16 protein-coding genes and 1 pseudogene are annotated in these 26,741 nt (G+C 66.8%); 9 read left to right on the top strand and 8 right to left on the bottom strand.

Going from position 1 to position 26,741, the window contains the following annotated elements:
- Positions 1 to 73 precede the first annotated feature (73 nt).
- Positions 74 to 1,660: an aldehyde dehydrogenase (NADP(+)) gene (locus tag RAC97_RS08275; RefSeq protein WP_375098738.1), complete on the bottom strand. Its 1,587-nt coding sequence runs from the start codon at positions 1,658 to 1,660 to the stop codon at positions 74 to 76.
- A gap of 98 nt (positions 1,661 to 1,758) precedes the next feature.
- Complete coding sequence (locus RAC97_RS08270; RefSeq protein ID WP_375098636.1) at positions 1,759 to 2,706, bottom strand: LysR family transcriptional regulator; 948 nt, start codon at positions 2,704 to 2,706, stop codon at positions 1,759 to 1,761.
- A gap of 117 nt (positions 2,707 to 2,823) precedes the next feature.
- Here RAC97_RS08270 and RAC97_RS08265 point away from each other — a divergent pair, with 117 nt between their 5' ends.
- Positions 2,824 to 4,005: a fumarylacetoacetate hydrolase family protein gene (locus RAC97_RS08265; RefSeq protein ID WP_375098635.1), complete on the top strand. Its 1,182-nt coding sequence runs from the start codon at positions 2,824 to 2,826 to the stop codon at positions 4,003 to 4,005.
- A 121-nt stretch (positions 4,006 to 4,126) separates the two neighbouring features.
- Positions 4,127 to 5,914 (top strand): IlvD/Edd family dehydratase, encoded by a 1,788-nt coding sequence (locus RAC97_RS08260; protein ID WP_375098634.1) that lies wholly within the window; start codon positions 4,127 to 4,129, stop codon positions 5,912 to 5,914.
- A gap of 26 nt (positions 5,915 to 5,940) precedes the next feature.
- Here RAC97_RS08260 and RAC97_RS08255 read toward each other — a convergent pair whose 3' ends face one another.
- The 3 genes and pseudogenes from RAC97_RS08255 to RAC97_RS08245 all read right to left on the bottom strand — a co-directional run bounded on the left by RAC97_RS08255 (position 5,941) and on the right by RAC97_RS08245 (position 9,231).
- Entirely contained in the window at positions 5,941 to 6,540 is a 600-nt protein-coding gene (locus RAC97_RS08255) for a methyl-accepting chemotaxis protein (protein ID WP_375098737.1), read from the bottom strand.
- Positions 6,541 to 7,074: 534 nt separating this feature from the next.
- A pseudogene (locus tag RAC97_RS08250) lies at positions 7,075 to 7,578 on the bottom strand (MCP four helix bundle domain-containing protein); the annotation flags it as partial.
- A gap of 126 nt (positions 7,579 to 7,704) precedes the next feature.
- Positions 7,705 to 9,231, bottom strand: a complete 1,527-nt coding sequence (locus RAC97_RS08245; protein WP_375098633.1) for an MFS transporter — start codon at positions 9,229 to 9,231, stop codon at positions 7,705 to 7,707.
- Positions 9,232 to 9,488: 257 nt separating this feature from the next.
- On the opposite strand from RAC97_RS08245, the gene RAC97_RS08240 reads away from it, so the two are divergent.
- Positions 9,489 to 10,364 (top strand): LysR family transcriptional regulator, encoded by an 876-nt coding sequence (locus RAC97_RS08240; protein WP_375098632.1) that lies wholly within the window; start codon positions 9,489 to 9,491, stop codon positions 10,362 to 10,364.
- On the opposite strand, the gene RAC97_RS08235 is transcribed toward RAC97_RS08240, so the two are convergent.
- Positions 10,347 to 11,279: a LysR family transcriptional regulator gene (locus RAC97_RS08235; RefSeq protein WP_375098631.1), complete on the bottom strand. Its 933-nt coding sequence runs from the start codon at positions 11,277 to 11,279 to the stop codon at positions 10,347 to 10,349. The genes RAC97_RS08240 and RAC97_RS08235 overlap by 18 nt on opposite strands.
- Before the next feature lie 129 nt (positions 11,280 to 11,408).
- Between RAC97_RS08235 and RAC97_RS08230 the strand changes: the two genes are divergently transcribed.
- Complete coding sequence (locus tag RAC97_RS08230) at positions 11,409 to 12,623, top strand: cation:dicarboxylate symporter family transporter (protein WP_375098630.1); 1,215 nt, start codon at positions 11,409 to 11,411, stop codon at positions 12,621 to 12,623.
- A gap of 102 nt (positions 12,624 to 12,725) precedes the next feature.
- Here RAC97_RS08230 and RAC97_RS08225 read toward each other — a convergent pair whose 3' ends face one another.
- On the bottom strand, positions 12,726 to 14,318 hold the full coding sequence (locus tag RAC97_RS08225; RefSeq protein ID WP_375098629.1) for an argininosuccinate lyase: 1,593 nt from the start codon (positions 14,316 to 14,318) through the stop codon (positions 12,726 to 12,728).
- 420 nt (positions 14,319 to 14,738) lie between these two features.
- Here RAC97_RS08225 and RAC97_RS08220 point away from each other — a divergent pair, with 420 nt between their 5' ends.
- The 5 genes from RAC97_RS08220 to cysC all read left to right on the top strand — a co-directional run bounded on the left by RAC97_RS08220 (position 14,739) and on the right by cysC (position 25,100).
- Positions 14,739 to 15,725 carry an alpha/beta fold hydrolase gene (locus RAC97_RS08220; protein WP_375098628.1) on the top strand — a complete coding sequence of 329 codons (987 nt, stop codon included), beginning with the start codon at positions 14,739 to 14,741 and terminating at the stop codon, positions 15,723 to 15,725.
- A gap of 42 nt (positions 15,726 to 15,767) precedes the next feature.
- Complete coding sequence (locus tag RAC97_RS08215) at positions 15,768 to 18,797, top strand: porin (protein ID WP_375098627.1); 3,030 nt, start codon at positions 15,768 to 15,770, stop codon at positions 18,795 to 18,797.
- A 12-nt stretch (positions 18,798 to 18,809) separates the two neighbouring features.
- Positions 18,810 to 22,643, top strand: coding sequence for a beta strand repeat-containing protein (locus tag RAC97_RS08210; protein WP_375098626.1), 3,834 nt, complete (start codon positions 18,810 to 18,812; stop codon positions 22,641 to 22,643).
- Positions 22,644 to 22,646: 3 nt separating this feature from the next.
- The gene (locus RAC97_RS08205; RefSeq protein ID WP_375098625.1) at positions 22,647 to 24,488 is read left to right on the top strand and encodes a peptide transporter; all 1,842 of its coding nucleotides are present in this window, start codon (positions 22,647 to 22,649) and stop codon (positions 24,486 to 24,488) included.
- Between the two features lie 72 nt (positions 24,489 to 24,560).
- Positions 24,561 to 25,100, top strand: coding sequence for an adenylyl-sulfate kinase (gene cysC / locus RAC97_RS08200; RefSeq protein ID WP_375098624.1), 540 nt, complete (start codon positions 24,561 to 24,563; stop codon positions 25,098 to 25,100).
- A gap of 114 nt (positions 25,101 to 25,214) precedes the next feature.
- Here the strand turns inward: cysC and RAC97_RS08195 are convergent, their stop codons facing one another.
- Positions 25,215 to 26,711, bottom strand: coding sequence for a TolC family protein (locus tag RAC97_RS08195; protein ID WP_375098623.1), 1,497 nt, complete (start codon positions 26,709 to 26,711; stop codon positions 25,215 to 25,217).
- Between the last annotated feature and the right edge of the window lie 30 nt (positions 26,712 to 26,741).

The following is a 26,741-nucleotide window of genomic DNA, read 5'->3' as shown; positions in this document are numbered from 1 at the left end:
GGCATGTCGGGCATGCCTGATTGTTGTTATCGACAGGGCACCGGGCGCGAACGCCCGGTGTTCGAACGAATGGTCAGTGAATGGCCTCTCGGGTCGGCTGGCCGTCGACCAGGCGCAGCAGCCCCAGGGGGTTGCTGTCGTGCAAGGCCTCGGGTAGCAAGGCCTGGGGGAAGTTCTGGTAGCACACTGGACGCAGGAAGCGGTCGATCGCCAGGGTGCCGACCGAGGTGCCACGGCTGTCGGAGGTGGCCGGATACGGGCCGCCATGCACCATGGCATCGCACACCTCGACCCCGGTGGGGTAGCCATTGACCAGCAGGCGCCCGGCCTTGGTTTCCAACAGGCTCACCAGCTCGCCGGCGGCGGCCAGCTCGTCGGGCTCGCCGATCAGCGTAGCGGTCAGTTGGCCACCCAGGGCAGCCAGCGCCTGGCGCAGTTGTGCCGGGTCGTCCAGCGCCACCACCACGGTGGCAGGGCCGAACACCTCTTCCTGCAGCAGCGGTTCGCCTTCCAGAAGCAAGCGCGCGTCGGCCTGGAACAGCTGTGCCTGGGCCTGCTCGTTGCCCTGCAAGCCACTGGCCAGCAGGCGGATGCCCGAGGCTTGGCCGAGTGCGTGCAAGCCATGGCTGTAGCTGCCGAGCGCGCCGGGGTTGAGCATGGTCTGCGCTGGCTGGTCGTTGAACTGTGCAGCCAGTTGCTCGACGAACGCCGAGAAGGCCGGGCTGCGTACCCCGAGCACCAGGCCGGGGTTGGTGCAGAACTGGCCACAACCCAGCACCACCGACGCCGCCAGCTCCTGGGCGATGCGCGGGCCACGGGCCGCAAGAGCGCCCGGCAGCACGACCACCGGATTGATGCTGCTCATCTCGGCGAACACCGGGATCGGCTGCGGCCGCGCCGCCGCCAGGTCGCACAGCGCTCGGCCGCCCTTGAGCGAACCGGTGAAGCCGACCGCCTGGATGGCCGGGTGCTTGACCAGGTCGGCACCGACCAGGCCACCAAAGATCATGTTGAACACCCCAGCCGGCATGTCGCACTGCTCGGCTGCACGCACGATGGCCTCGGCCACCCGCTCGGCAGTGCCCATATGCCCGCTGTGGGCCTTGAACACCACTGGGCAACCGGCGGCCAGCGCTGCGGCGGTGTCGCCGCCCGCGGTGGAGAACGCCAGGGGGAAGTTGCTGGCGCCGAACACGGCCACCGGGCCGAGGCCCAGGCGGCATTGACGGATGTCCAGGCGTGGCAACGGGGCCCGTTCAGGCTGGGCGCGGTCGATGCGCGCGCCGAGAAAATCGCCACGGCGCAGGACCTGGGCGAACAGGCGCAACTGATTGCTGGTACGCGCCCGCTCACCGAGGATACGCGCTGGCGGCAACGCGGTTTCCTGGCTCACCAGGGCGATGAAGTCCTCGCCCAGCGCGTCGAGTTGCTCGGCAATGCTGTCGAGGAACTGCGCGCGGCGCTCGGGGGACAAGGTGCGATAGCGGGGGTAGGCGGCGGCAGCGGCGCGGGCCGCGGCATCCACCTCCTCGGGCGTGGCCTGGTGGAACACGGCCCCCGGCAGCGGCTGGCCGCTGTGCGCATCGAGGCTGTGCAAAGTCGGCTGGCCGGAGGCACGGCGGGTGCCGCCGATGAATTGATGACCTGCGGTGGAAACCATGGACGTTCCTTGGGCGATGCTGAAAGACATGGCCGCTAATCTAGGCGCGCTGGCGATTCTTTCCCAATGGCTTTTGTGGATCATCCGATAACCATGAGTTATCGATTCGCCCTTGGCCGCCGCGCATCGCCCAGCAGGATCTCGGCAAATTCCTGTGCCATGGCGCTCAAGGGCGCGCCCTTGAGCGTAAGGATGCCGTAGTCCTGCGGCGCCAGGTGCAAGGGGGTCTGCAGGGCACGCAACGCGCCACTGGCCAGGTGCGGCGCGACCATCACCTGCGGCAGCATGCCGATCATCGGCCCGCTCTCGATGACCTTGACGAAGGTCTGCATCGAGATGGTGTCGATGGTATTGCGCGGCACCGCCACCCCGGCCTCGGCAAAGGCCCGCTCGATGCGTGCGCGAATCGGCGTGCCCTTGGGGTAGAGAATCCACGGCCATTCCAACAGTTGCTCGAGGCTCACCGACGCTGCCTCGCCCAAGGGGTGGTGGCAATTGACCACGAAACAGAACGGCTCCGGCGCCAGCGGCTGGAAGTCGAATTGCTGGCGTTGCGCCTGGTCGGTAAATCGGGCCACGGCCAGGTGCAGGGTCTTGTCTTCGAGCATCTGCATCAGGTGGTCGCTGGTCTGCTCGACCACCTCGATCGACAGCAGCGGCCAGCGCTGCTTGATCTGCACGATGGCGCTGGGTAGCGCCACGGCAGTGGCGGCGAAGATCCCGCCGACCTTGAGCTGGCCATGGCCACCTTGGCGCAGGCTGTCGATCTGGTCGACGAAATTGCGCGCATCGTTCAAGGCCACCTGTGCATAGCGCACCACCTGCCCGCCCAGGGCGGTGGGCGTCATGCTGCGCGGCTGGCGGTCGAACAGGGCGAAACCCAGCTGGTTCTCGATTTCCTTGAGCATCTTGCTGATGGCCGGCTGGCTCAGGTTCATCTGTTGCGCAGCCGAGTGCATGTTGCCGGTGCGGGCCAGGGTGTCGATCAGCAGCAGGTGGCGAAACCTGAGCCAGTTGCAGAGATGGGTAAAGGACAGGTCGGACATGGCGAGGCTCCCGGCGCGATAACCGAGGGTTATCAATGACTGAAAATAAGCCATTGGAGTTTATCGCAGCCGTTGCCTAGCGTGCAGTCTCCACGCTTCTGAAAGAGACCGACCCGCATGCCGCTGATGCTCACCCCCTCCAATACCCTGCCCCACGACGGCCTGGCCGGCACCCTGGTGGGCCGTGCCTGGGTGCCTGGCGAACACGCCGGGCCTTCGCCCATCGTCGTGCGCAGCGATGGCGTGTTCGACCTTTCCGAGCGCTTTGCCACCCTGAGCCAGTTGCTCGAAGCCGACGACCCGCTGGAGGCGGTACGCACAACGCCCGGGCGCTTCGTCTGCAGCCTGCAGCAAGCCCTCGACAACACCTGCGAACAACCCGACCCCAGCCGCCCCTACCTGCTGCCGCCGGCCGACCTGCAAGTGATCAAGGCCGCCGGCGTGACTTTCGCCGCAAGCATGCTCGAGCGGGTCATCGAGGAACAGGCCGGTGGCGACGCCGCCAAGGCCGAAGCGGTCCGCTCCACGGTGCGTGAGTTGATCGGCGACAACCTGCGTGCAGTGCGCCCAGGCTCGGCCGAAGCCCTGGCCCTCAAGGGCCTGCTGATCGAACAAGGGCTGTGGTCGCAATACCTGGAAGTCGGCATCGGCCCGGACGCCGAGGTGTTCACCAAGGCCCCGGTACTGGCCGCCGTCGGCAGCGGCGCCGCCATTGGCGTGCACCCCGGCTCGCACTGGAACAACCCCGAGCCCGAGGTGGTGCTGGCGGTCGACAGCCGTGGACGCATTCACGGTGCGACCCTGGGCAACGACGTCAACCTGCGCGACTTCGAAGGCCGCAGCGCCTTGCTGCTGAGCAAGGCCAAGGACAACAACGCTTCGTGCGCCATCGGTCCGTTCATCCGCCTGTTCGACGAGACTTTCGACCTCGATGCCGTGCGCCGCTGCGTGGTGACCCTGCGGGTAGCGGGCGAGGACGGCTTCGTGCTCGACGGCTCCAGCTCCATGGAGCAGATCAGCCGCGACCCGCTGGAGCTGGTGGCACAGACCTTGAACCGCAACCACCAGTACCCGGACGGCTTCCTGCTGTTCCTCGGCACCCTGTTCGCCCCCACCGAGGACCGCGACCAGCCCGGTGCCGGCTTCACCCACAAGCCTGGCGACCAGGTAAGCATCGCCAGCCCCCTGCTGGGCGCGCTGCACAACCGCGTCACCAGCAGCGACCAGGCCAGCCCCTGGACTTTCGGCCTGGCCGCGCTGATGGCCAACCTGGCCAAGCGAGGCTTGCTGCAAAGCTGAAAAACCTGCCGTGCCGCCGTCACCTGCCAAGCCGACGGCGGTCTCTGTACTGCGGCCCGCGTGGCCCGTAACCTACGCCACCGCTGTAGTCCGTGCCTGATAACGACAAGAGAGATCGCACATGAACCCGTCCCCCAAACGCCCCCTGCGCAGCCAGCAATGGTTCGACGATCCTGCCCACGCCGACATGACCGCGCTGTACGTTGAGCGCTACATGAACTACGGCCTGACCCGTGACGAGCTGCAATCTGGCCGGCCGATCATCGGCATCGCGCAAACCGGCAGCGACCTCACCCCCTGCAACCGTCATCACCTGGAACTGGCCCAGCGGGTCAAGGCCGGTATCCGCGACGCCGGTGGCATTCCCATGGAATTCCCGGTGCACCCGATCGCCGAGCAGAGCCGCCGCCCGACCGCCGCGCTGGACCGCAACCTGGCCTACCTGGGCCTGGTGGAGATCCTTCACGGCTACCCCCTCGACGGCGTGGTGCTGACCACCGGCTGCGACAAGACCACCCCGGCCTGCCTGATGGCCGCCGCCACCACCGACCTGCCCGCCATCGTGCTGTCGGGCGGGCCGATGCTCGACGGCCACCACAAAGGCCAGTTGATCGGCTCCGGCACCGTGCTGTGGCACGCGCGCAACCTGATGGCGGCCGGCGAGATCGACTACGAAGGCTTCATGGAAATGACCACCGCCGCCTCGCCGTCGGTGGGCCACTGCAACACCATGGGCACGGCGCTGTCGATGAACGCCCTGGCCGAGGCCCTGGGCATGTCGCTGCCCGGCTGCGCGAGCATCCCGGCGCCGTACCGCGAGCGCGGGCAAATGGCCTATGCCACCGGCCGGCGTATCTGCGACCTGGTAATGCAGGATGTGCGCCCGTCCTCGATCATGACCCGCGAGGCCTTCGAGAACGCCATCGCCGTGGCCTCGGCCCTGGGCGCGTCGAGCAACTGCCCGCCGCACCTGATCGCCATCGCCCGGCACATGGGCATCGAGCTGTCGCTGGACGACTGGCAGCGGGTCGGCGAGAACGTGCCGCTGCTGGTCAACTGCATGCCCGCGGGCAAGTACCTGGGCGAAGGCTTCCACCGCGCCGGCGGGGTGCCCGCGGTGATGCACGAATTGAGCAAGGCAGGCCGCCTGCACCAGGACTGCGCCACGGTCAGTGGCCGGACCATCGGCGAAGTGGTGCGCGATGCCGTCACCAGCAATGCCGAGGTGATCCTGCCGTTCGACGCACCGCTCAAGCACCGCGCAGGTTTCATCGTGCTCAGCGGCAACTTCTTCGACAGCGCGATCATGAAGATGTCGGTGGTCGGCGAGGCGTTCCGCAAGACCTACCTCAGCGAACCCGGCCAGGAGAACAGCTTCGAGGCCCGCGCCATCGTGTTCGAAGGCCCCGAGGATTACCACGCGCGCATCGACGACCCGGCGCTGGACATCGACGAGCGTTGCATCCTGGTTATTCGCGGCGCCGGTACCGTGGGTTACCCCGGCAGCGCCGAGGTCGTGAACATGGCGCCACCGGCCGAGCTGATCAAGCGCGGCATCGACTCGCTGCCGTGCCTGGGCGATGGCCGCCAGAGCGGTACCTCGGCCAGCCCGTCGATCCTCAACATGTCGCCGGAGGCGGCCGTGGGCGGTGGCCTGGCGCTGCTGCAAACCAATGACCGGCTTCGCGTCGACCTCAACAACAGGCGGGTCGACCTGTTGGTGGACGACGCCGAAATGGCCAGCCGTCGGGCTGCCTGGAAGCCGAACGTGCCGGCCTCGCAAACCCCGTGGCAGGAGCTGTATCGCCAGTTGGTCGGCCAACTGTCCACTGGCGGCTGCCTGGAGCCGGCCACCCTGCACCTGAAGGTGATCGCTCGCGAGGGTGGCGTACCTCGCCACTCTCACTAAGCGCTTTCGCCCACCGGGCTTGCCCGCTAGCTGGCGGCCCGGGTCTTGAAGAAGCCCATGCGGCTGTCCAACGCGTCGGCCAGTGCCAGCAGTTCGCGGCTGTCGCCCGACAACTGGGTCGACCCGGCATGGGCTTCACGGGAAGACGCGTGGATGCGGGTAATGTCCTGGCTGAGCATGCCCGCCGCCACATCCTGCTGCGACGAGGCTGCGGCGATCTGGCTGTTCATCTGGCTGATGGCGGCCACCTCGCGACGAATTTCGTTCAGCGAACGTTCCGCCACCTTGGTGCGCTCGACCGTATCCTGAGCCAGCTCGCGGCTGTCGCCGACGATCTGCGCGGTCTTGCCCGCACCCTCCTGCAACTTGCCGATCATGCCGCGGATCTCGCGGGTCGACTCCTGGGTGCGGTTGGCCAGCGAACGCACTTCGTCCGCCACCACCGCGAAGCCCCGGCCGAACTCGCCGGCACGCGCCGCCTCGATCGCCGCGTTGAGGGCCAGCAGGTTGGTGCGCTCGGCAATCGAGTTGATCACCTCGATGATGCTTTCGATCGCCTGGCTGTCGGCGGCCACCTGCAATACCGCTTCGGTGGCCGACTCCAGCACCTGGGCCAGCTCGTGCATGGAAGTCGCCGTCCCCTCCACGACGGTCTTGCCCGCATCCACCTCCTGGTCGGCGGCAGCGGAGGCCTGGGCGGCGGTGGCGGCGTAGCTGGAGATTTCATTGATCGCCACCACCAGTTGCTGCATCGCGGCGGCCATGTGCTGGGTGTCGTCGCTCTGCTGCTGCATGCGCCCCTGGTTGCTGGCCAGGCCCTGGCTCATGCGCGCCGACGAGGCCACCAGGTCGGCAGCGACCTGGTTGACCTGGGCGATGATGTCGGTGAGGTGGCGGTTGGTGGTGCCCAGCGCGCCCATCACGCTCTGCGGGTTGCTGCTGCGCACGCTCTGGTCGATTTCGCCTTGGGCCAGGCCGCGCAGCACCTGGGCCACTTCCTCAGGCTCGGCACCCAGGGTGTCGCGGATGCTGCGAATGATCAGCCACGACGCCACCACGCTGAGCAAGGCCGCCAGGGCCACGGCCCAGAGCATCAAGCCGGCGAAGCCCGAGGCACTGTCACGCACGGTGCCGATATCGCGCACCACGTCTTTTTCCTGCAAGTCGATGAAGGCGTTGATGCTGCGCAACCATTCCTTGTAGGCCGGCGCCACCTGACCCAGCAATTGCGCCTGGGCCTGAGCGAAATCGCCCTGCTCACGCCGCGCCAGCAACTGCTTGGTGGCCGCCTGGGCGTTGCGCTCGCTGGCCTGGATGACCTGGTACAGGCGCTGCTCTTCGGCCCCAGCCAGGGTATCGCCGAGCATCTTGCCCAGGGGCGCGGCAGAGGTCTGGTAGAAGGCGTCGAGCTGCTTGATGTCTTGCAGGAAACCGGCGAGCTGGCCTTCGTCATGGGTCAGCACCGCATCGCGTATGGCAATGGCGCGGTCGTGCACACTGCCGCGCAGGTTGATGGCATAGCGTTGCTTGACCGTGGTGTTGCCGCTGACCTGGGTCAGCAGCGTGTCGATGCCGCCTACTCGATGCACGCCCACTGCGGTGATCGCCAGCATCAGGCCGACGACCAGCGCGAAGCCCAGCGCCAACCTCATGGTAATACTCATGTTCTTGAACATAGTGCCCCTCCCCCAAGTGACTAACAGCTTTTTGCCATCATTCTGACGAAGCGTTATACCGAGGTCGTGGAAAAACTTCCTATCGTCCTGATCGATACCCACCATGGAATAAAATCATCGGCCTGTTTGCGCCTGCAACGCGGGCAGCGGCCGCCCCAGCAACACGCCAACCAGCACGGCGAACAGCAGCGCGGCGATGCCTGCGCTGTGCAGTACCGCCTCGAAGCCGCCGATGAACGCCTGCCTGGCCAAGGGCGCCACCGCCTCGCGCAAGCCGGGTTCGAGCAGCGCCAGGGCCGCAGGCAAGTCACCGGCCGCAACCCGCGTGGCCATGGCGCCGGCTTTGTCCAGTTGCGCAGGTGCCAGGCCAGCCAGCGCCTGGTGCAACAGCTGCCCGCTACGGCTGGCAAGAATACTGCCGAGAATGCCGATGGCCAGCACGATGGCGCCGAAGCGCGTGGTAGTGCTCAAGCCCGACGCCATGCCGGTGCGCTCGCGGGGCACGCAGGCCATGATGTTCTTCTGCGTATCGCCATTGAGCAGGCCCGCCCCCGCGCCCAGCACCAGGCTGGCCAGGGCGAACCCCGGGTAGCCCCCATGCGCGGCGGCAGCGGCGCACAGCAGGTTGCCCAAGCCCACCAGTAGCAACCCGAGGGCGAACACCTGGGCCGGGCTCAGCGAAGCCGCCAGGCGCATGCCCAGGCGTGGCGTGAGCAGCATGGCCACGGCAAACGGCAGCATGCCCGCACCCGCCGCCACGGCGCTCAGTTGCAGGCCGTTCTGCAGGTACAGCGGTAGCAGGGTCATCATCACCTGGGCACAAGCGGCATAGGCGAACATGCCGAGCAAGGCGCCGATGAACCGCGGGCTGCGCATCAACCGCAGGTCGATCATCGGCCGTGCCTGGTTGCGCTCGACCATCACGAACAGTCCGAACAGGAAGGCGGCGATCACCAGCCGGCCCAAGGTTTGTGCACTGCCCCAGCCAACCTGGTTGGCATCGATCAAGGCCCAGATCAGATAGCCCAGGCTGCCCGCGAAAGTCAGGCTGCCGAACGGGTCCAGGCGCGCGGCGGCGCTGTCGCGAGACTCCTCGATGCTGCGCAGTACCATCCACGCCAACACGGCTACCAACGGCAGGTTGATGTAGAAGATCCAGCGCCAGCCCAGGGTGCTGGCGATCAGGCCGCCGAGCAGCGGCGCGAAGGTAATGGTGGCGCCCATGCACGCGCCCCAGAATGCCCAGGCCCGCAGGCGCTCTTCGGGTTCGTGGAAGCGGTGGCCGATGGCGGCGAGGGCGGCGGTCAGCAACAAGGCGGCGCCGATGCCCTTGGCCGCCCGCGCCAGGTCCAACCACAGCAGGCTGGGCGCCGCACCGCAGGCCAGCGAGGCCAGGCCGAACAGTGCCAGGCCGAGCAACAGCATGCGCCGCCGCCCGAAGCGGTCGGCCAGGCTGCCGGCGGGCAGCAGGCTGGCGGCAAAGGCCAGGAGGTAGGCGCTGACCACCCATTCGATATCGGCGAACGCGCCGGAAAGGTCGCGGGCGATGCTCGGCAGGCTGACCGCGACGATGTTGGTGTCGAGGATGATCAGGGCGCACACGGATGAAGCCGTGAGCAAGGTGAAGCGGGCGGATGACATGGCAAGGCTCCCGGTGCGGGGTGATCTTCAGGGCCTCTTCGCGGGTAAACCCGCTCCCACAAGTACTGCACTGTTCTTGAGGGCAGTGATAAACCTGTGGGAGCGGGTTTACCCGCGAAGAGGCCACCACCGTAAAGAGCTGGAGCACTTGGCCGTCGCGCCCCACCCTTATAGTGTTGCCACACGATACCCCCAGCCGCCGCCGTGCTTGTTAGCCCACACGGCCTGCGTCATTAGCCAGCAGCTAACGAGGCCCCATGGAGATCCGTCATTTCCGCTATTTCCTCAGCGTCGCCCGCCACGGCCACTTCACCCGCGCCGCCGAGCAACTGGGCATTGCCCCGCCGACCCTGAGCCGACAGATCCAGGACATGGAAAACGAACTGGGCGTGCGCCTGTTCCAGCGCAGCCAGCGCGAAGTGCGCCTGACCGCCGCTGGCGAGGCGCTGCGCGAGGAAGCCGAACACGCGGTGCGCCAGTTCGATGCCGCGCAACTGGGTGCGCAGCGTGCCGGGCGTGGCGAGGTCGGGCGTATCGAGCTGGGCTACGTGGCCTCGGCGGCCTACTCCGGGATGCTGCAGCAGCAGGTGATGCACTTCACCCAAAGCCACCCCGGCGTGCTGCTGAACATTCGCGAAGTGCCCATGGCCGAGTTGCCGTTGCTGGTGCGCGATGGCCTGCTCGACCTGGCCTACGTACGCACGCCCATGGAACTGCCCAGCGAGCTCGAGGCCATTGACCTGCACGAAGAAGGTTTCGTGCTGGCCTTGCCGGCCAGCTCGCGGCTCAACGAGCTGGCGCAGATCCCCGCCGGGCGCCTGGCCGGGGAAACCTTCATCCTCCCCGAACAGATCTCCGGCACCCTGGCCGCCGCCGCCCAAGGCGGTTTCGTGCCGCGCCTGGGGCCGCAACCGGGCAGCCTGGTGGCGGTCATCACCCTGGTATCGCTGGGCCAGGGCGTGGCGGTGGTGCCCGAGTCGGTGCTACAGCGCGTCAGCCTGCCGCAGGTCAACTACCGACGCATCGCCGACAGCCAGGCCAGTTCCTGGCTGACCCTGCTGCACCGGCGTTTCGAAAGCGCCCCAGCAGTGCGCCGCTACCTCGACACGCTGCGTTCAGGGCGCAGCGGATAGACGCCGCGCACGACGGAAATTGCCACCCAGCTCACGGGCCAGGGCAATGAAGTTGAGGGCCTGCGGCGAGGGGTTGTCCTGGCGGCAAAGCAAGGTGATGGGCGCGGCCAGCCGCGGCTTGGCATCGCGGATGGGCCGGTAGCCGACGCTATGTTCATGGAACCCGCACATCGAGGTCGGCACCACCGACACCCCGGCCCCTGCCGCCACCAGGCTGACATTGGTCAGCATGCGCTCCACCTCGAACGCCACCTTTGGTTCGAACCCGGCATTGCGGCAGGCTTGCAGCAGGTTGGCGTACATTCCCGGCGCGCCGGGACGGCGTACCAGGATGAACGGCTCGTCGGCCAGGTCCTTCAGGGCAATGGCCCCCTCGCGCGCTAGCAGGCGATGGCCGACCGGCAAGGTCAGCACCAGTTCTTCGTTGAGCAGGCGATGGTAGGCGATGCCCCGTGGGTGATCGACCGGGGCGCGCAGAATGCCGATATCGACGCTGTCGTCGGCCACCTCGTCGGTCAGTTCTCGGGCATTGCCTTCGTGCAGGGCGATGACGATATCCGGGTAGAGGTCGCGGTAGCGCCGGATGATCTGCGGGATCAGCGGGTGCGAGGCCGCCGAACTGGTGAAGCCGACGTTCAGGGTGCCCTCGATGCCCTTGGCGGTGCGCGCCGCTTTCTGCGCGCCTTGCTCCACCCGTTGCAGGATGTCCAGGGCCTCTTGCAGGAACACCTCGCCACCGGCGGTCAGGTCGACACCCTTGGCATGGCGCACGAACAGGTCGAAGCCCAGCTCCTGCTCCAGCGCGCGAATCTGCTGGCTGAGCGGCGGTTGCTGCATGTTCAGGCGCGCCGCCGCACGGGTGAAGTGCTTCTCTTGCGCGACCATGACGAAGTAACGAAGGTGACGAAGTTCCATGCAGGCTCCGGTGCGTGGTGGCGGGGGCATTGTGGCGCAAGTGTGGCAGTGGTGTCGCCTGTACGGGCTCTTTCGCGGGCAAGCCTCCATCAGGCTAGAATCCGCTCAATCCATAACAACAACGTGCCCATGATCTTCAACCGCCCCCGTTCAGACCTCGCCCTGCTGTTGCTGGCCATCGTGCTGGGTGCGCTGTTGGGCGTGTGGCGCCCGAACCTGGCGCTGGAGATGAAACCGCTCAGCGACCTGTTCATTTCGGTGATCGGCCTGTGCGCCCCGGTGGTGATGTTCGTGCTGGTCTGCTCGGCCACCGCCGCCCTCAGCGACTACCGCGCCACGGCCCGGCTGGGCCTGAAGGCGGCGGGCTACTGGCAACTGATGTCGCTGCTGTCGCTGTCGATCGGCCTGGCGGTGGCCTTGTTGCTGCACCCTGGCGAAGGCCTGGAAGACGCCAGCCAGGCCTGGTCGGCCCCGGCACTGGGAAGCCAAGGGCCGCTGCTTGCCCGGGTGCCCAGCCTGCTGCTCGACGTGCTGGAGCACAGCCCGATTCTCAAGGTGCTGCTGGCCGCGCTGCTGGCCGGCCTGCTGCTGGGCCGCAGCGGCGAGGCCGGCAGGCGCCTGGCCCGGCAACTGGAGCGGGCCATGGTGCTGGTGTTTCGCGCCATGCGCCTGATCGTGGCGTTCGCGCCGCTGGCCGCGTTCGGCGCCATCGCTTTCATCATCGGCAAGTACGGCCTGGATGCCGCCATCCCCCTGGCCAAGTTCGTCGTCGCCGCCTACGCCGCCTGCCTGGCCTACCTGCTGCTGGTGCCCTTGCTGGTGATGCGCCTGATCGGCTGCCGCCTGCACAAGCTGGTGGGCTACATCAAGGAAGAACTGCTGTTGGTGATGTCCACCGGCTCTTCGGTGGCCGCCCTGCCGCGCCTGGTGGAAAAGCTCGAGGCCGCAGGCTGCGACAGCCAGACCGTGCGCCTGACCTTGACCGCTGGCTACAGCTTCAACCTCAACGGCTCAGGCTTGTACCTGGTGGTCGCCGTGGTGTTCCTGGCGCAGCTGAACCATGTGCAGCTGGACCCGCCCCTGCTGGCGAGCATCCTGCTGGTGTGCCTGCTGACCTCGCTGGGTTCGACCAGCGTCGCAGGTTCGGCCTTCGTGACCCTGGCGGCGACCCTGAGCGTGCTGCACATCGTGCCGTTGGAAAGCATCGGTCTGCTGATTGGCGTGGAGCGCCTGATGAAGTGCCGGTCGCTGACCAATGTGCTGGGCAACTGCGTGGCGTGCCTGGTGTTGGCCTGCTGGCATGGCAAGGTGGACCGGGACAAGTTGCGCGCAGTGCTGGGATGAGGTGTTGGGGGGTGAATGGCACCGGCTCGCAGGTATTGGCGGGCAAGCCCGCTCTACAGGCGTGCGAGCCAGGGCACGGCCCTGGCCATTCACCGCAATGACCTACTGCCCAACCAACGTGTCGAAGGCCTTGTCCAGCTCGGCATCGGCCTGCACCAGCTTCTGCCGATGCTGCTTCATCCAGTCCTGGTCGGCAGCCAGGCGCTTGCCCGCTTCCATCAACATACGCCGCACCTCGGCCGGCTGCGGCCCGCCGGTGCCCTTGCGGCTCTGCACCATGGCCCGTGGCGACAGGCTGGCACGCAGGTCTGCCTCGCTCAGCGGCAGGTGTTGGTCCTGCCATTTGTATTTCTTCGCAGCCTTGGCATACAGCGCCTGGGCGTCGGCATAGGCAAAGTCCTTGGGCAGCGTGCCCTCGGCGCGGGCCTTCTCGACGATCAGCGAGGCGAAGCTGTGGCCGATACGGAACGGCACCTTGTGCTGGCGCTCCAGGGTGTCGGCCAGTTCCATCGAGGTGGTCCAGTCGGCGTCCAGTTCCTCCTCGGCGCGCGCCGGGTTGATCTGTAGCACATCGAGCACCATGTCCAGGCGCTCGAACATCTCGTCGGCCGACTTGAACAGCCCCAGGTCGTCGAACGCCGCCTTGTAGTCGGTCATGCCGGTGGTGACGTTGTGCGCGCGAATGGTGGTGGCGTTGGCCAGGCCGACCACATCCGAGGCCGACTCGCGGGTGCGCATCAGCAGCCCTGGGTTGCGCTTCTGCGGCATGGCGCTGCTGGTGTAGGTGGAGCCTTCTTCGAGCAGCAGCCAGGGGCGGGTCTGGTGGTACTGGGTGTGGATGTCGCCAATCAGCGCGCCCACGCGAATTGCCGAGGACGAGGCGATGCCCGCGGCCTCAAGCGGAATATCGTAGGTCGACACCTGGCTGGCATCCAGCGAGTTGACCCGCAGGCCATCGAAGCCCAGCAGCGTGGCCAGGCGCTCGCGGTTGAGCGGGTAGCCGGAGTTGGCCAGCACTGCGGTGCCCATGGGGCTCAGGTTCAGCCGTGCATACAGGTCGTGGATGCGCTGGGCATCGCGCTCGAAGGACGCCTCGTAGGCCAGCAGGTAGTGGGCATAGCTGATCGGCATGGCTTGCACGCCGTTGGTGTAGGCCGGCACCAGGGTGTCGACGTGCACCGAGGCCAGTTTCAGCAGGCGCTCGCGGGTGGTGTTGAGCGCATCGCTGTAGTCGAGGACTTCGGCACGCAAGGATGCCAGGCGATAAGTGGCGTACATGTCCTGGCGGCTGCGCCCGGAATGGATCAACGAGGCCTCGGGGCCGATCTTGTCGATCATCAGTTGCTCCAGCTGCAACACATCGCTGGGGCGCTTGCCGTCGGGCTGCCTGGCCTGGTCGATGGCATAACGCACGCCACCGGCGATCTGCCTGCCCTGCTCGGGGCCGACGATGCCTTCTTCGGTGAGCATCACGATCGAAGCCTTGTTGATGCGGTTCAGCCAGTCGAACTGACTCTCCTGGCCTGCGCCCTTGAGCGCGGACTTGTCCACGCTGGCGCCGATCTTGCGCGCCTGCTCGGCGCATTCGGCAGTGGTCTTGCACGGCAGGTCGGCGGTGTTGGCAGCGTAGGCATTGGCGGACACCAGCAAGGCGTAGGCCACGGCCAGGGAAAGCAGGGTTCTTGTTGTTCTCATGTTGTCGATTCCGCTAAGCATCGCGCAGGGAGAGGCGAGCGTAGGGTGGATGCTAGCGACGTCATTGTGAGATTAAAAATATATTAAAAATATTAAATCAATACTTATCTAATATCTTTATCGCTACTTAGGTGCGATTCGCCGACTCCAATTTCGGGTCGATTCTTGGTTTGTCGTAGTCCTTTTCACAAGCACACCTTCACCCACCTTTCCTCCGTGCGTCTACAGATTGGCTAGGCGCTAAAATTCATATTTTTTAAATATCAAAATCCAACATTCAAGATATTTTATCTAGCAAAAAACCCCTGCTAGGATCGGTCGCATAACTCCAACAGCCGGTCGATCCATTCATTTGGATACACGGCGTAGCACGATCTGCCGAGGTGTCGTATGCCGCATCGTCGTTCCCCCAGGGCTTGGATGCTCGTTCTGCTCACCACGCTGCTGTTGCTGCCCCTCGCGGCCAGCGCAGCCCCGCAGACCCTACGCCTGGGCCAGGCCCAGCCCTACAATTTCGTCGCCTTCGCCAACGCCGACCTGCACCAGCCAAGCCTGCCGGTGCAACACGCCGTGGTGCTGGTGCATGGGGTCAAGCGCAACGCCGACGACTACTTCGACAGCGGCCAGGCGCTGCTGCACAACGCCGGCCTGGACGCCAGCGACACCCTGCTGATCGCCCCCAACTTCCTCACCCCCAGCGACCGCCGCGCAGGCGACGACATGCCGCTGTGGCCCAAGGACAAATGGATGCACGGCACCGAGTCGGACAGCGGCCGCCCCGGCATCGCCGCGTTCACCGTGCTCGACGACCTGCTCGCCTACCTCGCCGACCGCCAGCGCTTCCCCCAACTCAAGGACATCCTGTTCATCGGCCATTCCGCCGGTGGTCAGCTGATGCAGCGCTACACCCTGCTGGGCGACGGCGACCAGCGCCTGCGCGGCACCGGTATCGCGATGCGCTATGTGGTCTCCAGCCCTTCGTCGTACCTGTACGTCGATGACAACCGCCTGCAAGACGGCGCCTTCAAGCCCGTGCTCACGGTCATGTGCCCCAGCTACAACCGTTACCGCTACGGCCTGGAACGCGCCCCTGCCTACTTCACCCGCCAGGGCCTGGACACCCGGCAGGTCGTGCAGCGCTACGCCGCACGCCAGGTGACCTACATGGTCGGCCAGCGCGACAACAACCCCCGCGACCGCGTCATGGACGCCAGTTGCGGCGCCGAGATGCAGGGCGATACGCGGGTCGAGCGCCAGCTCAACTATGTGCGCTACGACCGTTTCCTGGCGCAGAAGTGGGCCATCCCCATCGAGCACCGGCAGTTCCAGGTCAGCGGCGTCGGCCATAACGCCGCCCGCCTGTTCAAGGCCAAGCGTGTCGCCGAGGACCTGTTCCCCGCGCGCTGATTCACCCGGCTACACCCACAAAAACAACAACAAGAGCCCGCCATGACTCAGACATTCCTTCGCGCCCGCATGCGCCGGGCGATGCACCCACACGCCCTGACACTGCTCGCCGCCAGCCTGCTCGCGGCGCACGCCCAGGCCGAGACCCTGCCCAACGCCGGCACCCTGTTCGACAACAACCGCGACAGCCTGCGCCCCGCCCAGCAGCCGCAGCAGGCGCCCAGGGGCAACGTGCGCATCGAGGCGCCGGACCAGCCAGGTGAAGCAGCGGCCCAGCAAGGCCCGTCGATGCGCTTCAAGGTCAATGCCTTCACCGTCAGCGGCAACCGCGAAATCAGCGCGTCGCGCCTGCAACAGGAACTCCAGGCGGACGTCGGCACAGAGCTCGACCTGGCCGGCCTGCGCGCCGCCGCCGCGCGCATCACCGCGCTGTACCGCAGCCGTGGCTACCTGGTCGCGCGCGCCTACCTGCCGCCCCAGGAAATCGAAGGCGGCGTCGTGGCGATCGAGGTGCGCGAAGGCAAGGTCGGTGAAGTACGTACCGAAACCGCGCCCGGCGTGCGCCTGAATGCCGCCATGCAGCAACGCTTCATCGACGCCCTGCCCAGCGGCAGCGTGATCCGCGAGCAGGACCTGGAGCGCGTACTGCTGCGCCTGTCGGACATCGCCGGCGTGTCGGTACGCGCCGTGCTGCAGCCTTCGCGCCAGCCAGGCGCCGCCGACATCGTGCTCAAGCTCAGCGAGATGACCGCCTTCACCGGCCGCGTCAGCGCCGACAACCACGGCAACTACTACACCGGCAGCGGCCGCGTCAGCACCAACGTCAGCCTCAACGACGCCCTGGGCTTCGGCGAAAGCCTCTACTTCAACACCCAGAACAGTTTCGAAGGCCTTGAGATTCGTGGCGTAGGCATCCGCCAACCGCTGGGCGCCAGCGGCGTGAGCGTCGGCGCCAGCTACGCGGAAATGGAATACAGCCTCGGCAAAGGCCTCAAGACCGCCGATGCCGACGGCAGCGCCGAGGTGTCGTCGCTGTTCCTCGACGCCTCCCTGCTGCGCAGCCGCGACGCCAACATCGGCCTGAACCTGACCCAGGAACACCGCCGCTTCGAAGACGCCGCCGGTAACTTTGCGGTGAAGAAGAACGCCGTGTTCCGCGGCCTGACCCTGTATGGAGACTGGCGCGACAGCTGGGCCGGCAGCAACCGCTGGAGCCTGGGCTACGGCATTGGCCGCCTCGACAAGCGCACCCCGCTCGACGAAGCCCTCGATGCCCTCACCGCAGAAGCCAACGGCACCTACCACAAGGGCAACTTCTCGTTCAGCCGCCTGCAAGCCCTTGGCGGCGGTTACTCGCTGTACGCCGCAGTCAGCGGCCAGTGGGCCGACAAGAACCTCGACAGCTCGGAGAAATTCACCCTCGGCGGCCCCAATGGCGTGCGCGCCTATGGGGTCGGCGAGGCGGCAGGCGATGAAGGCGTGCTCGGCCGCCTGGAGCTGCGCAAGTACCTGGGCAGCTTCAGCGGCGCCATCGCCGAAGGTGCGCTGTTCGCCGATGCTGGTCGCGTGCGGGTCAACAAGAACCCCTGGGACGACAGCGAAAACAGCCTCAGCCGCCACGGCTATGGCGTGGGGTTGAACGTCTACCACCGCGACCTGGTCATGAACGCCAGCGTGGCGTTCTCCAACGGCGACGAGCCCACCAGCGACGAACACGACTCCAAGCGCTTCTGGCTGTCGGTCACCGGCACCCCGCAAGCCTTCGCGGGCCTGGCCAAGGACCTTGGCACCCGCGAGGACTTCCGCGACAAGAGCACCGAACTGACCCTGTACGGCTCGCTGGGCCTGGTCCCGGAGTACATCGACCGACGCGACTCCACCCGCGCCGGCCCCGCCGACCAGACCAAGCTGGCGACCCCCAACGGGCGCAACATGTCCAGCTACCTGCGGGCCCGCGACAACGTGTCCTACGTCGGCGCCCGCGCCGGCATTCCGATGACCGACACCTCGCGCATCCTCTGGCAGCTCGAATACGGCATCTCGGTGAACTACACCCTCGACGGCGACCAGAGCGCGCCGGAGTCGATCTCGCCCAACACCCGCCTGCGCAACTCCGCCGTGGCGTTCGACGACGACCGCTTCGGCACCCTGCTCTACGGCAACTGGGACATGCCGCTCAAGGAAAGCACCACCGCCCTCGACCCGTTCAACGGCAAGACCGCCGGTGCCTACTACAACATCATCGGCTCACCGGGCTTCAACGTGGGTCTGGCCAGCAACGTCAACGGTCCAGCCGGCACCGAAGACACCAGCGAGAACTCGGACGCCGCCTTCAACCGCCGCCAGTCCGGCATGGTCGCCTGGTGGTCGCCCAAGTGGCATGGCCTGACCCTGAAACTGGCCTACTCCAACAACGGCACCAAGGCCGCCGAGGACGTCGGCAACGGTTACATCTATGGCGGCAGCCTGACCTACGAGAAAGGCAACTTCACCGCCGTGGCCGCCGCCGAGCGCCATGTCGACTACTTCGGCATTGCAAGCCTTGGCCGCAACGCACGCGGCGTGGGCAGCAACACCCATGTCACCGATGGCACTTCGTCGAACGACTACAGCTACCGCCTGGGCCTGGGCTACCGTATCGGCAACACCGAGCTGTCGTTGATCGCCGACGAACTGCACTACTCGGAGGATGGCGTGATCAACAACAGCCTCAATGTCAGCGACCTCTCCGACTACAGCCGCCGCGCGTACATGCTCGGCGTCAGCCACCGCATGGGCGCCTGGCGATTGCGAGCCAGTTACGCCCGCTCGCTGGCCGGCGACTGCAAGATGATCTCGGCTGCGGGCTACCAGTGCGACACCAGCGGCATGGGCGCACGCCAATACGCCCTGGGCCTGGGCTACCGCTTCAACCGCAACACCGAGGTGTTCGCCCACTACGTGCTGCTGCAGAACGAAGCACTGGCCAACTACAACTTCGCCGTGGTCGGCGCCTTCGCCGCCAGCGGCTACTCGCCGGGCGTGGGCACCACGATCAACGCCATCGGCACCGGCATCAACTACACCTTCTGAGGAGAGACGACCGTGAACCGCAGCCCTTCCCGTCGTACCCAGCGCCCGGCGCTCAAGCCCCTCAGCTACGCGATCCTGTGCGTGATGCACGGCCTGGTGCCGCTGCACGCCCTGGCCTTGGACGCCGGCGCGCTGCCGACCAACGGGCAGATCAGCGCAGGCGCAGGCAGCATCCACCAGGCCGGCAACGTGATGGACATCACCCAGAACAGCCAGCAGATGATCGCCACCTGGGAGCGCTTCAACATTGGCCGCGATGCCCAGGTCAACTTCCACCAGCCCAATGCCTCGGCAGTGGCACTGAACCGGGTGACCGCCAGCGACGCCTCGCAGATCCTCGGCCAGCTCAACGCCAACGGCCAGGTCTACCTGATCAACCCCAGCGGTGTGCTGTTCGGCAGCGGTGCGGCAGTGAACGTCGGCGGCCTGGTGGCCAGTACCCTGGACATCGCCGACGACGACTTCAAGGCCGGGCGCCTGCGTTTCGCGGGCAAGGGCGATGGCGCGGTGATCAACCAGGGCACCTTGCGCGCCGCCGACGGCGGCAGCATCGCCCTGCTCGGCGGCCAGGTGCGCAACGAAGGCACGGTAGTGGCGAAGATGGGTTCGGTGGTGCTCGGCGGTGGCGAGGCGATCACCCTCGACTACCACGGCGACGGCCTGATCAACCTGCAGGTCGACCAGGCGGCGATTGGCGCCAGCGTGGCCAACCAGGGCCTGATCCGCGCCGATGGCGGCGCCGTGCTGATGAGCGCGCGGGCCAACGACGCCATGCTCGGCAGTGTGGTCAACAACGAAGGCGTGATCGAGGCGCGCAGCCTGGGCCAGCGCAACGGGCGCATCGTGCTCGACGGTGGCGACAGTGGCGTAGTGGCCAGCAGCGGCGCGATGGACGTCTCCGGGCGCGGCGCGGGCGAGCGCGGCGGCGCCGTGACCATGACCGGCGAATACGTCGGGCTGTTCGACCAGGCCCGTATCGACGCCTCTGGCAGCCAGGGCGGCGGCACCGTGCTGCTGGGCGGCGACTACCAGGGCAGCGGCCCGCTGCACCAGGCCAACGCCACCTACATGGGCAAGGATGCCAGCGTCCACGCCGATGCCCTCGACCAGGGCGATGGCGGCAAGGTCATTCTGTGGTCCCGCGACAGCACCCGCTTCGAAGGTGCCATCAGCGTGATCGGCGGCGGCGAACAAGGCCGTGGCGGGCTGGTGGAAACCTCCGGGGACATGCTCGACGTCACCGGCCGGGTCAACCTCAGCGCCGCCTCCGGCACCGGCGGCACCTGGCTGCTCGACCCGTACAACATCAACATCACCGCCAGCGCCAACAACGGCACCTCCAGCAGCAGCCCGTTCACCCCCAATGCAGGGCGCAGCTCCAACCTGAGCTCCGCCACCCTCAACGCCTCGCTCAGCGAAGGCGCCAACATCATCGTGCAGACCTCCTCCGGGGCCGGCACCTCCGGCGACATCAACGTGCTGGACAACGTGCAGGCCGTGGGCAACGCCAGCCTGACCCTGATCGCCCACCGCAACGTGAACATGAACGGCACCAGCATCAGCCATGCCGACGGCAAGTCGTTGAACGTGTCGATGCTGTCCAACTTCAACAACAGCGGCAACGGCTCGGTGGCGCTGAGCAACGCCACCGTGCGCACCAACGGCGGCAATTTCACCCTCGGCAGCGCCGCCGACCCGGTCAATGGCTATGCCAGCACCAACGTCAGCAACGGTAGCGGCGTGTCGATCAGCAACGGCACGCGCATCACCACCAATGGTGGCGACATCAGCATCCGTGGCGCCACCTCGGCGACCCTGGCGGCCGGTTCCACCGCTACGGCCGTGACCATTTCCGGCAGTACCCTCGACGCCGGTGGCGGTGATATCGACATCAACGCTCGCCAGGCCAGCACCAGCGGTACAGGGGATGCGTTCATCCTCACCGGCGGCAGCAACCTGCTCACCGAAGGCGCCGGCAACATCGCCATCAACGCCGACAACCTCGGCGGCGGCAACGGCGCGCGGGTGTTCAGCACCAGCAACAGCATCGCCACCAGCGGCTCGGGCAACGTCACCCTCACTGGCAACGCCGCCAGCGGCTTTGGCGTGCTGGTGTGCTCCACCGCCAGCGGCTCCACGCAGAACCTTTCGGTGGGCAGTGGCACCCTCACCGTCAAGGGCACCAGCAGCACCAGCCGCGGCCTGTACCTGGCGGCCTCGGGCAGCGGCGCGGTGAACCTTGCCGGCAGCGATGGCGGGCGCATCGTGCTCGGCGGCGACAGCGGCGCCAGCTATGGCACCATCCTCAACGTGACCGGCGCCAGCGCCTCGATCAACCTCACCAGCGACGGCGATATCAGCCTCGACGGCAACAGCACCGGCGGCAGTACCCCAGCCCTGGCGCTGGTGACCTCGGGCAGCGGCACGGCCGGCAGCCCCGGCTCGCGGATCAACATCGCCAGCGGCGCCGGCGATGTGCGCCTGAGCGCCGACAACAGCGTGGTCAACACCGGTTCCGGCTCGTTCCGCGCGTTGTACATGGACGCCAGCGGCGCCAACTCGAACATCCGGGTGAGCACCGGCAGCGGCAACCTCACCCTGACCGGCCACAGCATCTCCGGGCGCGGCGTCGACCTTGCCCCCTCCGGCCTGGGCGCGTCCATCGACCTGGCCAGCGGCAGCGGCGACATCCTGGTCAGCGGCAGCAGCGCCAGCAGTTGGGGTGGCTATGGCATCTTCCTCAACTCCACCGGTAGCTCCCAGGGCGTCAGCATTACCAGCCGCAGCGGCGACATCACCTTGCGCGGCGACTCGGTCGGCACCTCCGATGCCATCGCCCTGGGCGGCAGCGGCACTGCCTCGACCAACCGCATCAGCTCCCAGGGCGGCAATATCCTGCTCGACGGCAACTTCCATTCGCCCAACAGCGACGAGCTGGACCACGGCATCGCGCTGCTCGGGGTCACCAACATCATCCAGACCACCGGCAACGGCAACCTCAGCCTGGTGGGCCGCGCCACGGCGGCAGGCGATGCCATCGACTTCTACAGCAGCGGCGTCAACCGCCTGAGCGTCGAGAACGGCAACCTCAGCCTCGATGGCCGCGCAGCAGGTGGCAACGGCGTCAGCATGCTCACCGGGCAGACCGAGCTGCGCGCCACCGGCAGCGGTTCGGTCAGCCTCAATGGCCACTCCGAGCGCGGCAACGGCATCCACTTCTACCCCTCCAGCGCCAGTAGTTCGGTGACCCTGGCCACCCAGGGCGGCAACCTCAGCCTGACCGGCAGCAGCAACGGCGGCCCCAATGCCAGCGGCATCTTCCTGCGCAGCGGCAGCAATGGCGTGACCCTGCAATCGGCAGGTGGTGACATCCTGCTCGATGGCACCGGCAACAATGGCGCCGCCGGCATCACCTTCAACGGCACCAGCTCGGGCGTCAGCAGCGTGGCGAACAGCGCCAACGGCAACCTCACCCTGCGCGGACGCAGCGACAGCGGCCCGGCGCTGAACTTCGCCAGTGGCAACAACTCCCTGGCCGTCGAGCAGGGCGTGTTGCTGCTCGAGGCCGACTCGGGTGCTGGCACCCACCTGGTACACGGCAGCGACAGCACCCAGTTCGCGACCAACGGCGGTGCATTGGTGCGCCGCCTGGGCGGGTTGGTCAGCGCCAGTGCGCTGCCCCAGAGCAGCGAAGCGACACGTGCCTACCAACAGCAGCAGGTGGTACGGTCGAGCTGGAGCCAGGTGCTGTACCCGGATTACCGGCAGACGCCGTTGCAGCCGTGGATCGACCAGGTCCACCTGGACCTGGCCCAGCTTGGCGGCACGCCTGACAAGGACGAATGAACCATGACCCAAGCGCCATTCTCCCTGGAGCACTTCGAACAGCTCTGCTACGCGCGCCAGCACGAAGACGCCGCGCGCGAGCTGGTGCGACTGCTGTTGATCATCGACCGCCATTACGGCCGCTTGTCCGAGCAGTTCGTGCTGTCGGTGTCGCCCGCGGTACCTGCGGCAGAGCTCGAAGCCCACGTGCTGACCCGCCTGACCTGCGCCATCAGTGCGCTGTTCAGCGACCCGCAGTTCCAGGTCAGCCCCACCGGTTTCGAACAGTTGATCAACTTCCAACGCTGGCTGTCGGCATTGTTCGCCGCCAGCCCGTTCATCAATGCCGACCACATCCTGCGTGCCCTCAACCTGCACGGCCAGGGCAGCCAGCAATTCGAGGTCGCTTCCGAGCAACTGGTGAAGTTCTGCCTGTTGTATTCGGCCGAATCGCAGCTGCCGCTGGACGTGGAGCTGCTCTGGCACCAAGACCCCGCGCTGGCCCTGGCGCTGTTCATGGCCTTGCTGTCGCCGCGTTTTCTCGGCACCCCGGCCGCGCACTCCAAGCGCGAGGCGCTGCTGGCCTGGCTGCCGGAACGGCTGGATACCCTGGACAGCCTCGACCAGCTGCCGATGGCGATCATCCATGACGTGTACATGCATTGCAGCTATGCCGACCTGCCCGAGCGCCACCGAATCAAGCGTTCGATCTGCCGCCTGATCGAACGCAAGCTGGCCGCCGAAGGCATCGCCTCGCTACCGGCGAAGCCTGCGGCCCCCAGCACCAAGCCGCGCATGCTGGTGGTGCTGGAATGGTTCTCTGGCGCGCACTCGATCTACCGCACTCACTCACGCACCCTGGAAGCGGCCCGTCAGCACTTCGAGCTTTGGGCGGTCGGCTACGCCAACAACGTCGACGCGCTGGGTCGCGAGGTGTTCGAGCACTTCATCGACCTCAAGGCCCCCGACGACCTGCTGGCCTGCGTGCGCCAGGTTCGCCAGCTGGCCGAGGAACTGCGCCCACAGGTGCTGTACATGCCCAGCGTCGGCATGTTCCCGTTGACGGTGTTCGTCGCCAACCTGCGCCTGGCGCCGTTGCAGGTCGCCGCGCTCGGTCACCCGGCGACCACAGGCTCCCGGCATGTGGACTACATCAGCGTGGAGGAGGATTTCGTCGGCGACCCGGCCTGCTTCAGCGAGCGCCTGTTGCTGCTGCCCCGCGACGGCCAGCCCTATCGGCCCTCGGCCATCGAGGTGCAGGTAACCCGGCGCGAACGTGTCGAGCAGCAGGAGGTGGCCATCGCGGTGGCCGCCACCACCATGAAGCTCAACCCAGGGTTTCTGCGCGCCTGCCAGCAGATCGCCGAGCGCACCCTGGCGCAGCACGGCAAGCGGGTGCGTTTCCACTTCCTGGTCGGCCAGGCCCAAGGCCTTTTGTATCCGCAGTTGCAGCGCCTGATCCAGCGTTACCTGGGCGATGCCCAGGTGCACCCGCACCAGCCCTATGCGCAATACCTGGCTACGTTCGAGCGTTGCGACCTGTTCCTAAGCCCATTTCCGTTCGGCAATACCAACGGCATCATCGATGCCTTCACCCTGGGCTTGCCGGGAGTGTGCAAGACCGGCGCGGAGGTGTTCGAGCATATCGACGAGGGCTTGTTCCGCCGCGCCGGGTTGCCGGACTGGACCATTGCCCGCACGCCAGAGGCGTACATCGAGGCGGCGGTGCGCATGGCGGGCGACTACAGCGCACGGGCGCCGTTGTACGCGCACCTGGCAGGCGGGCAGCCGTTGCAGCGCCTGTTCCAGGGCCGCCCGGAGATTTTCGCCGAGCATTTGCTAGCGTTGTTGGGGCGGCGGTTGTAGGCATGCGTGTTGTGCAGGCCTAATAGCCTTTGGCCATGTACACTCGATCTGTCACTTCAAGGAAGCCCCCTCGTGAACGACGCAGGACGCGCTACGGGTGCCGTCATCTGGCTCACCGGCCTTTCCGGCTCAGGCAAGTCGACCTTGGCCCAGGCCCTGGCGCAGCGGCTCGAGCAACGGGGCCATGTCTGTTATGTACTGGACGGCGACGTGCTGCGCACCGGGCTGAACGCCGACCTGGGTTTCTCGCCCGAAGACCGCAGCGAGAACATCCGCCGTGCAGGTGAGGTGGCGGCGTTGTTCGCCGATGCCGGGTTGGTGTGCATCGCAGCGTTCATCTCGCCCTACCGCGCCGACCGGGCATTGGCCCGACGAGCCTGCACGACGCCGTTTCACGAGGTGTATGTGAAGGCCGACCTTGCCACCTGCGAGGGGCGCGACCCGAAGGGGTTGTACCGCAAGGCGCGCAGAGGTGCGCTGCCAGGGTTCACCGGGATCGATGCACCGTACGAGGCGCCGCTGGCGGCCGAGCTGGTGGTGGAGACAGCGGGGGTTGCGCTGGAGGTGTCGGTGGACCGGTTGCTGGGGTATGTACTGGCGCAGGTGCGTTAGTTCGGCGGCGACACAGCCCCTGTAACACCGCAGAGCCGGCCATGCACCGCAGCGCCCTCTTCGCGGGCAAGCCCGCGAACACCGGCAAAGCCGGTGCCCCGCACACACCCAAGGTCAAGATCCCGGTGCAATCTCCCCACGCTGCCAGCGCGCCTCGTTGTTGCCCAGGGCCTGGGCGATATCGGCCAGTTGGTCGGACGGCAGGCTGCTCGGCAGCGGGTCGAGCCCGGCGCTGGCGAACAGTTGCCCGTAGCTGTTGCGCAGCTCGGCATAGGCCAGGTCGCGGCGCAGGTCGGCCTGCAAGGCGTTCAACTCACCCTGGATCAACTCCAGCTCGCCAATGCCCTGGGCCTGGTGACGGTTGCGCAACTGCTCGACGATCTGCCGGTCCAGCGACACCAGTTGCTGGCTGGTGGCGAACTGGCGACGCGCCTCGTTGAAATTGGCATTGGCCACGTACAACTGGGCCAGAATCGCCATCGACATCGCCTGGCGACGCGCCTCGACCACCTGCTCACCGGCCTTGGCCACGTCGATGGACGCCGGCCCCGACAACACGTTGAACAGGTTCCAGGTGACCTTCACGCCGTAATCGGCCCAGTGCTGGTTGATCAGGAAGCTGTTGCTGTCGTAGTGCCCACCGGCCGAGAACTCCAGGCCCGGCAGCATGCGCAGCATCGACTTGCGCACTTCGGCAGCGCTGATACGCGCCTGGTAGTCCTGCTCGCGCAGTTCTGGACGCGAGGCCAGTGCGTGCTGCTCCAGGGTGTCGAGACCGACCTTGAGCTCCGGCACGCTGTAGTCGTCGTTCGCCGCCAGGGTCAGCTCGCTGCCCGGTGGCAGGTTGATCAATGCCCCCAGCTCGGTCTTGGCCAGCGACAAGGCCCGGCGCTGCTCCTCCAACTGGCGGGTGGCCTCGATCAGCGCACGCTGGTAGCCCAGGGCCTGGATCGGGTCGCCGATGCGCTGCTCGCCCATGCGCTGGCTGTTGTCCTTGGCCACCTCGACCCGGGTCATCAACGCGTCGATCTGCTTGAGCAGGCGCTCGGCAGCCACTGCGCGCCAGTAGGCCGAACGCACGTCCTGGATGATGGTCTGCACCACCTTGCGCCGACGCTCCTGCACGATCAGGCGCTGGTCGCCCTGCTGCTTGGCGCTGACGTAGCTGACACCGAAATCCAGCACGTTCCACACCATGGTCAGGTCCGCCACTTCGCGGTCGCGGTCCTGGGAGGTCGACGGTTCCAGGGACTGGGTGTTGGTCAGCACGCTGCGGCTGCTGGAGGCGCTGACGTTGTTGCGCCCGGCATATCCCGCCGACAGTGCCATGCGCGGCAGCATGTCGAAGCTGGAGAGGTCGACCTGGCGCTGGGCCAGGGCCTCTTCCATGACCTTCAGGCGCGCCTCCAGGTTGTACTTCACCGCGCGGGCCATGGCCTGGTGCAGGGTCAGCGGCCCTTGCAAGGCCTCCTGGTCCTTGAACATGCGCGACAGGTCGTCCCGTGCCCGCTGCTCACTGACCGATGGCTCGATGGGCTGGGTCTTCACCGCACATCCGGTGACCGCCAACGCCAGAACGCTTACTGCGAAAAACCTAGCTGCTTTGCTCATCCCTGGCCGCCCCCTGGTACGGCACTTTCT

It is taken from the genome of Pseudomonas sp. LS_2, from assembly GCF_042709235.1.
Taxonomy (GTDB): domain Bacteria; phylum Pseudomonadota; class Gammaproteobacteria; order Pseudomonadales; family Pseudomonadaceae; genus Aquipseudomonas.
Note: the sequence above shows the minus strand (reverse complement) of the source record. Positions and strands in the feature narration are given on the sequence as shown.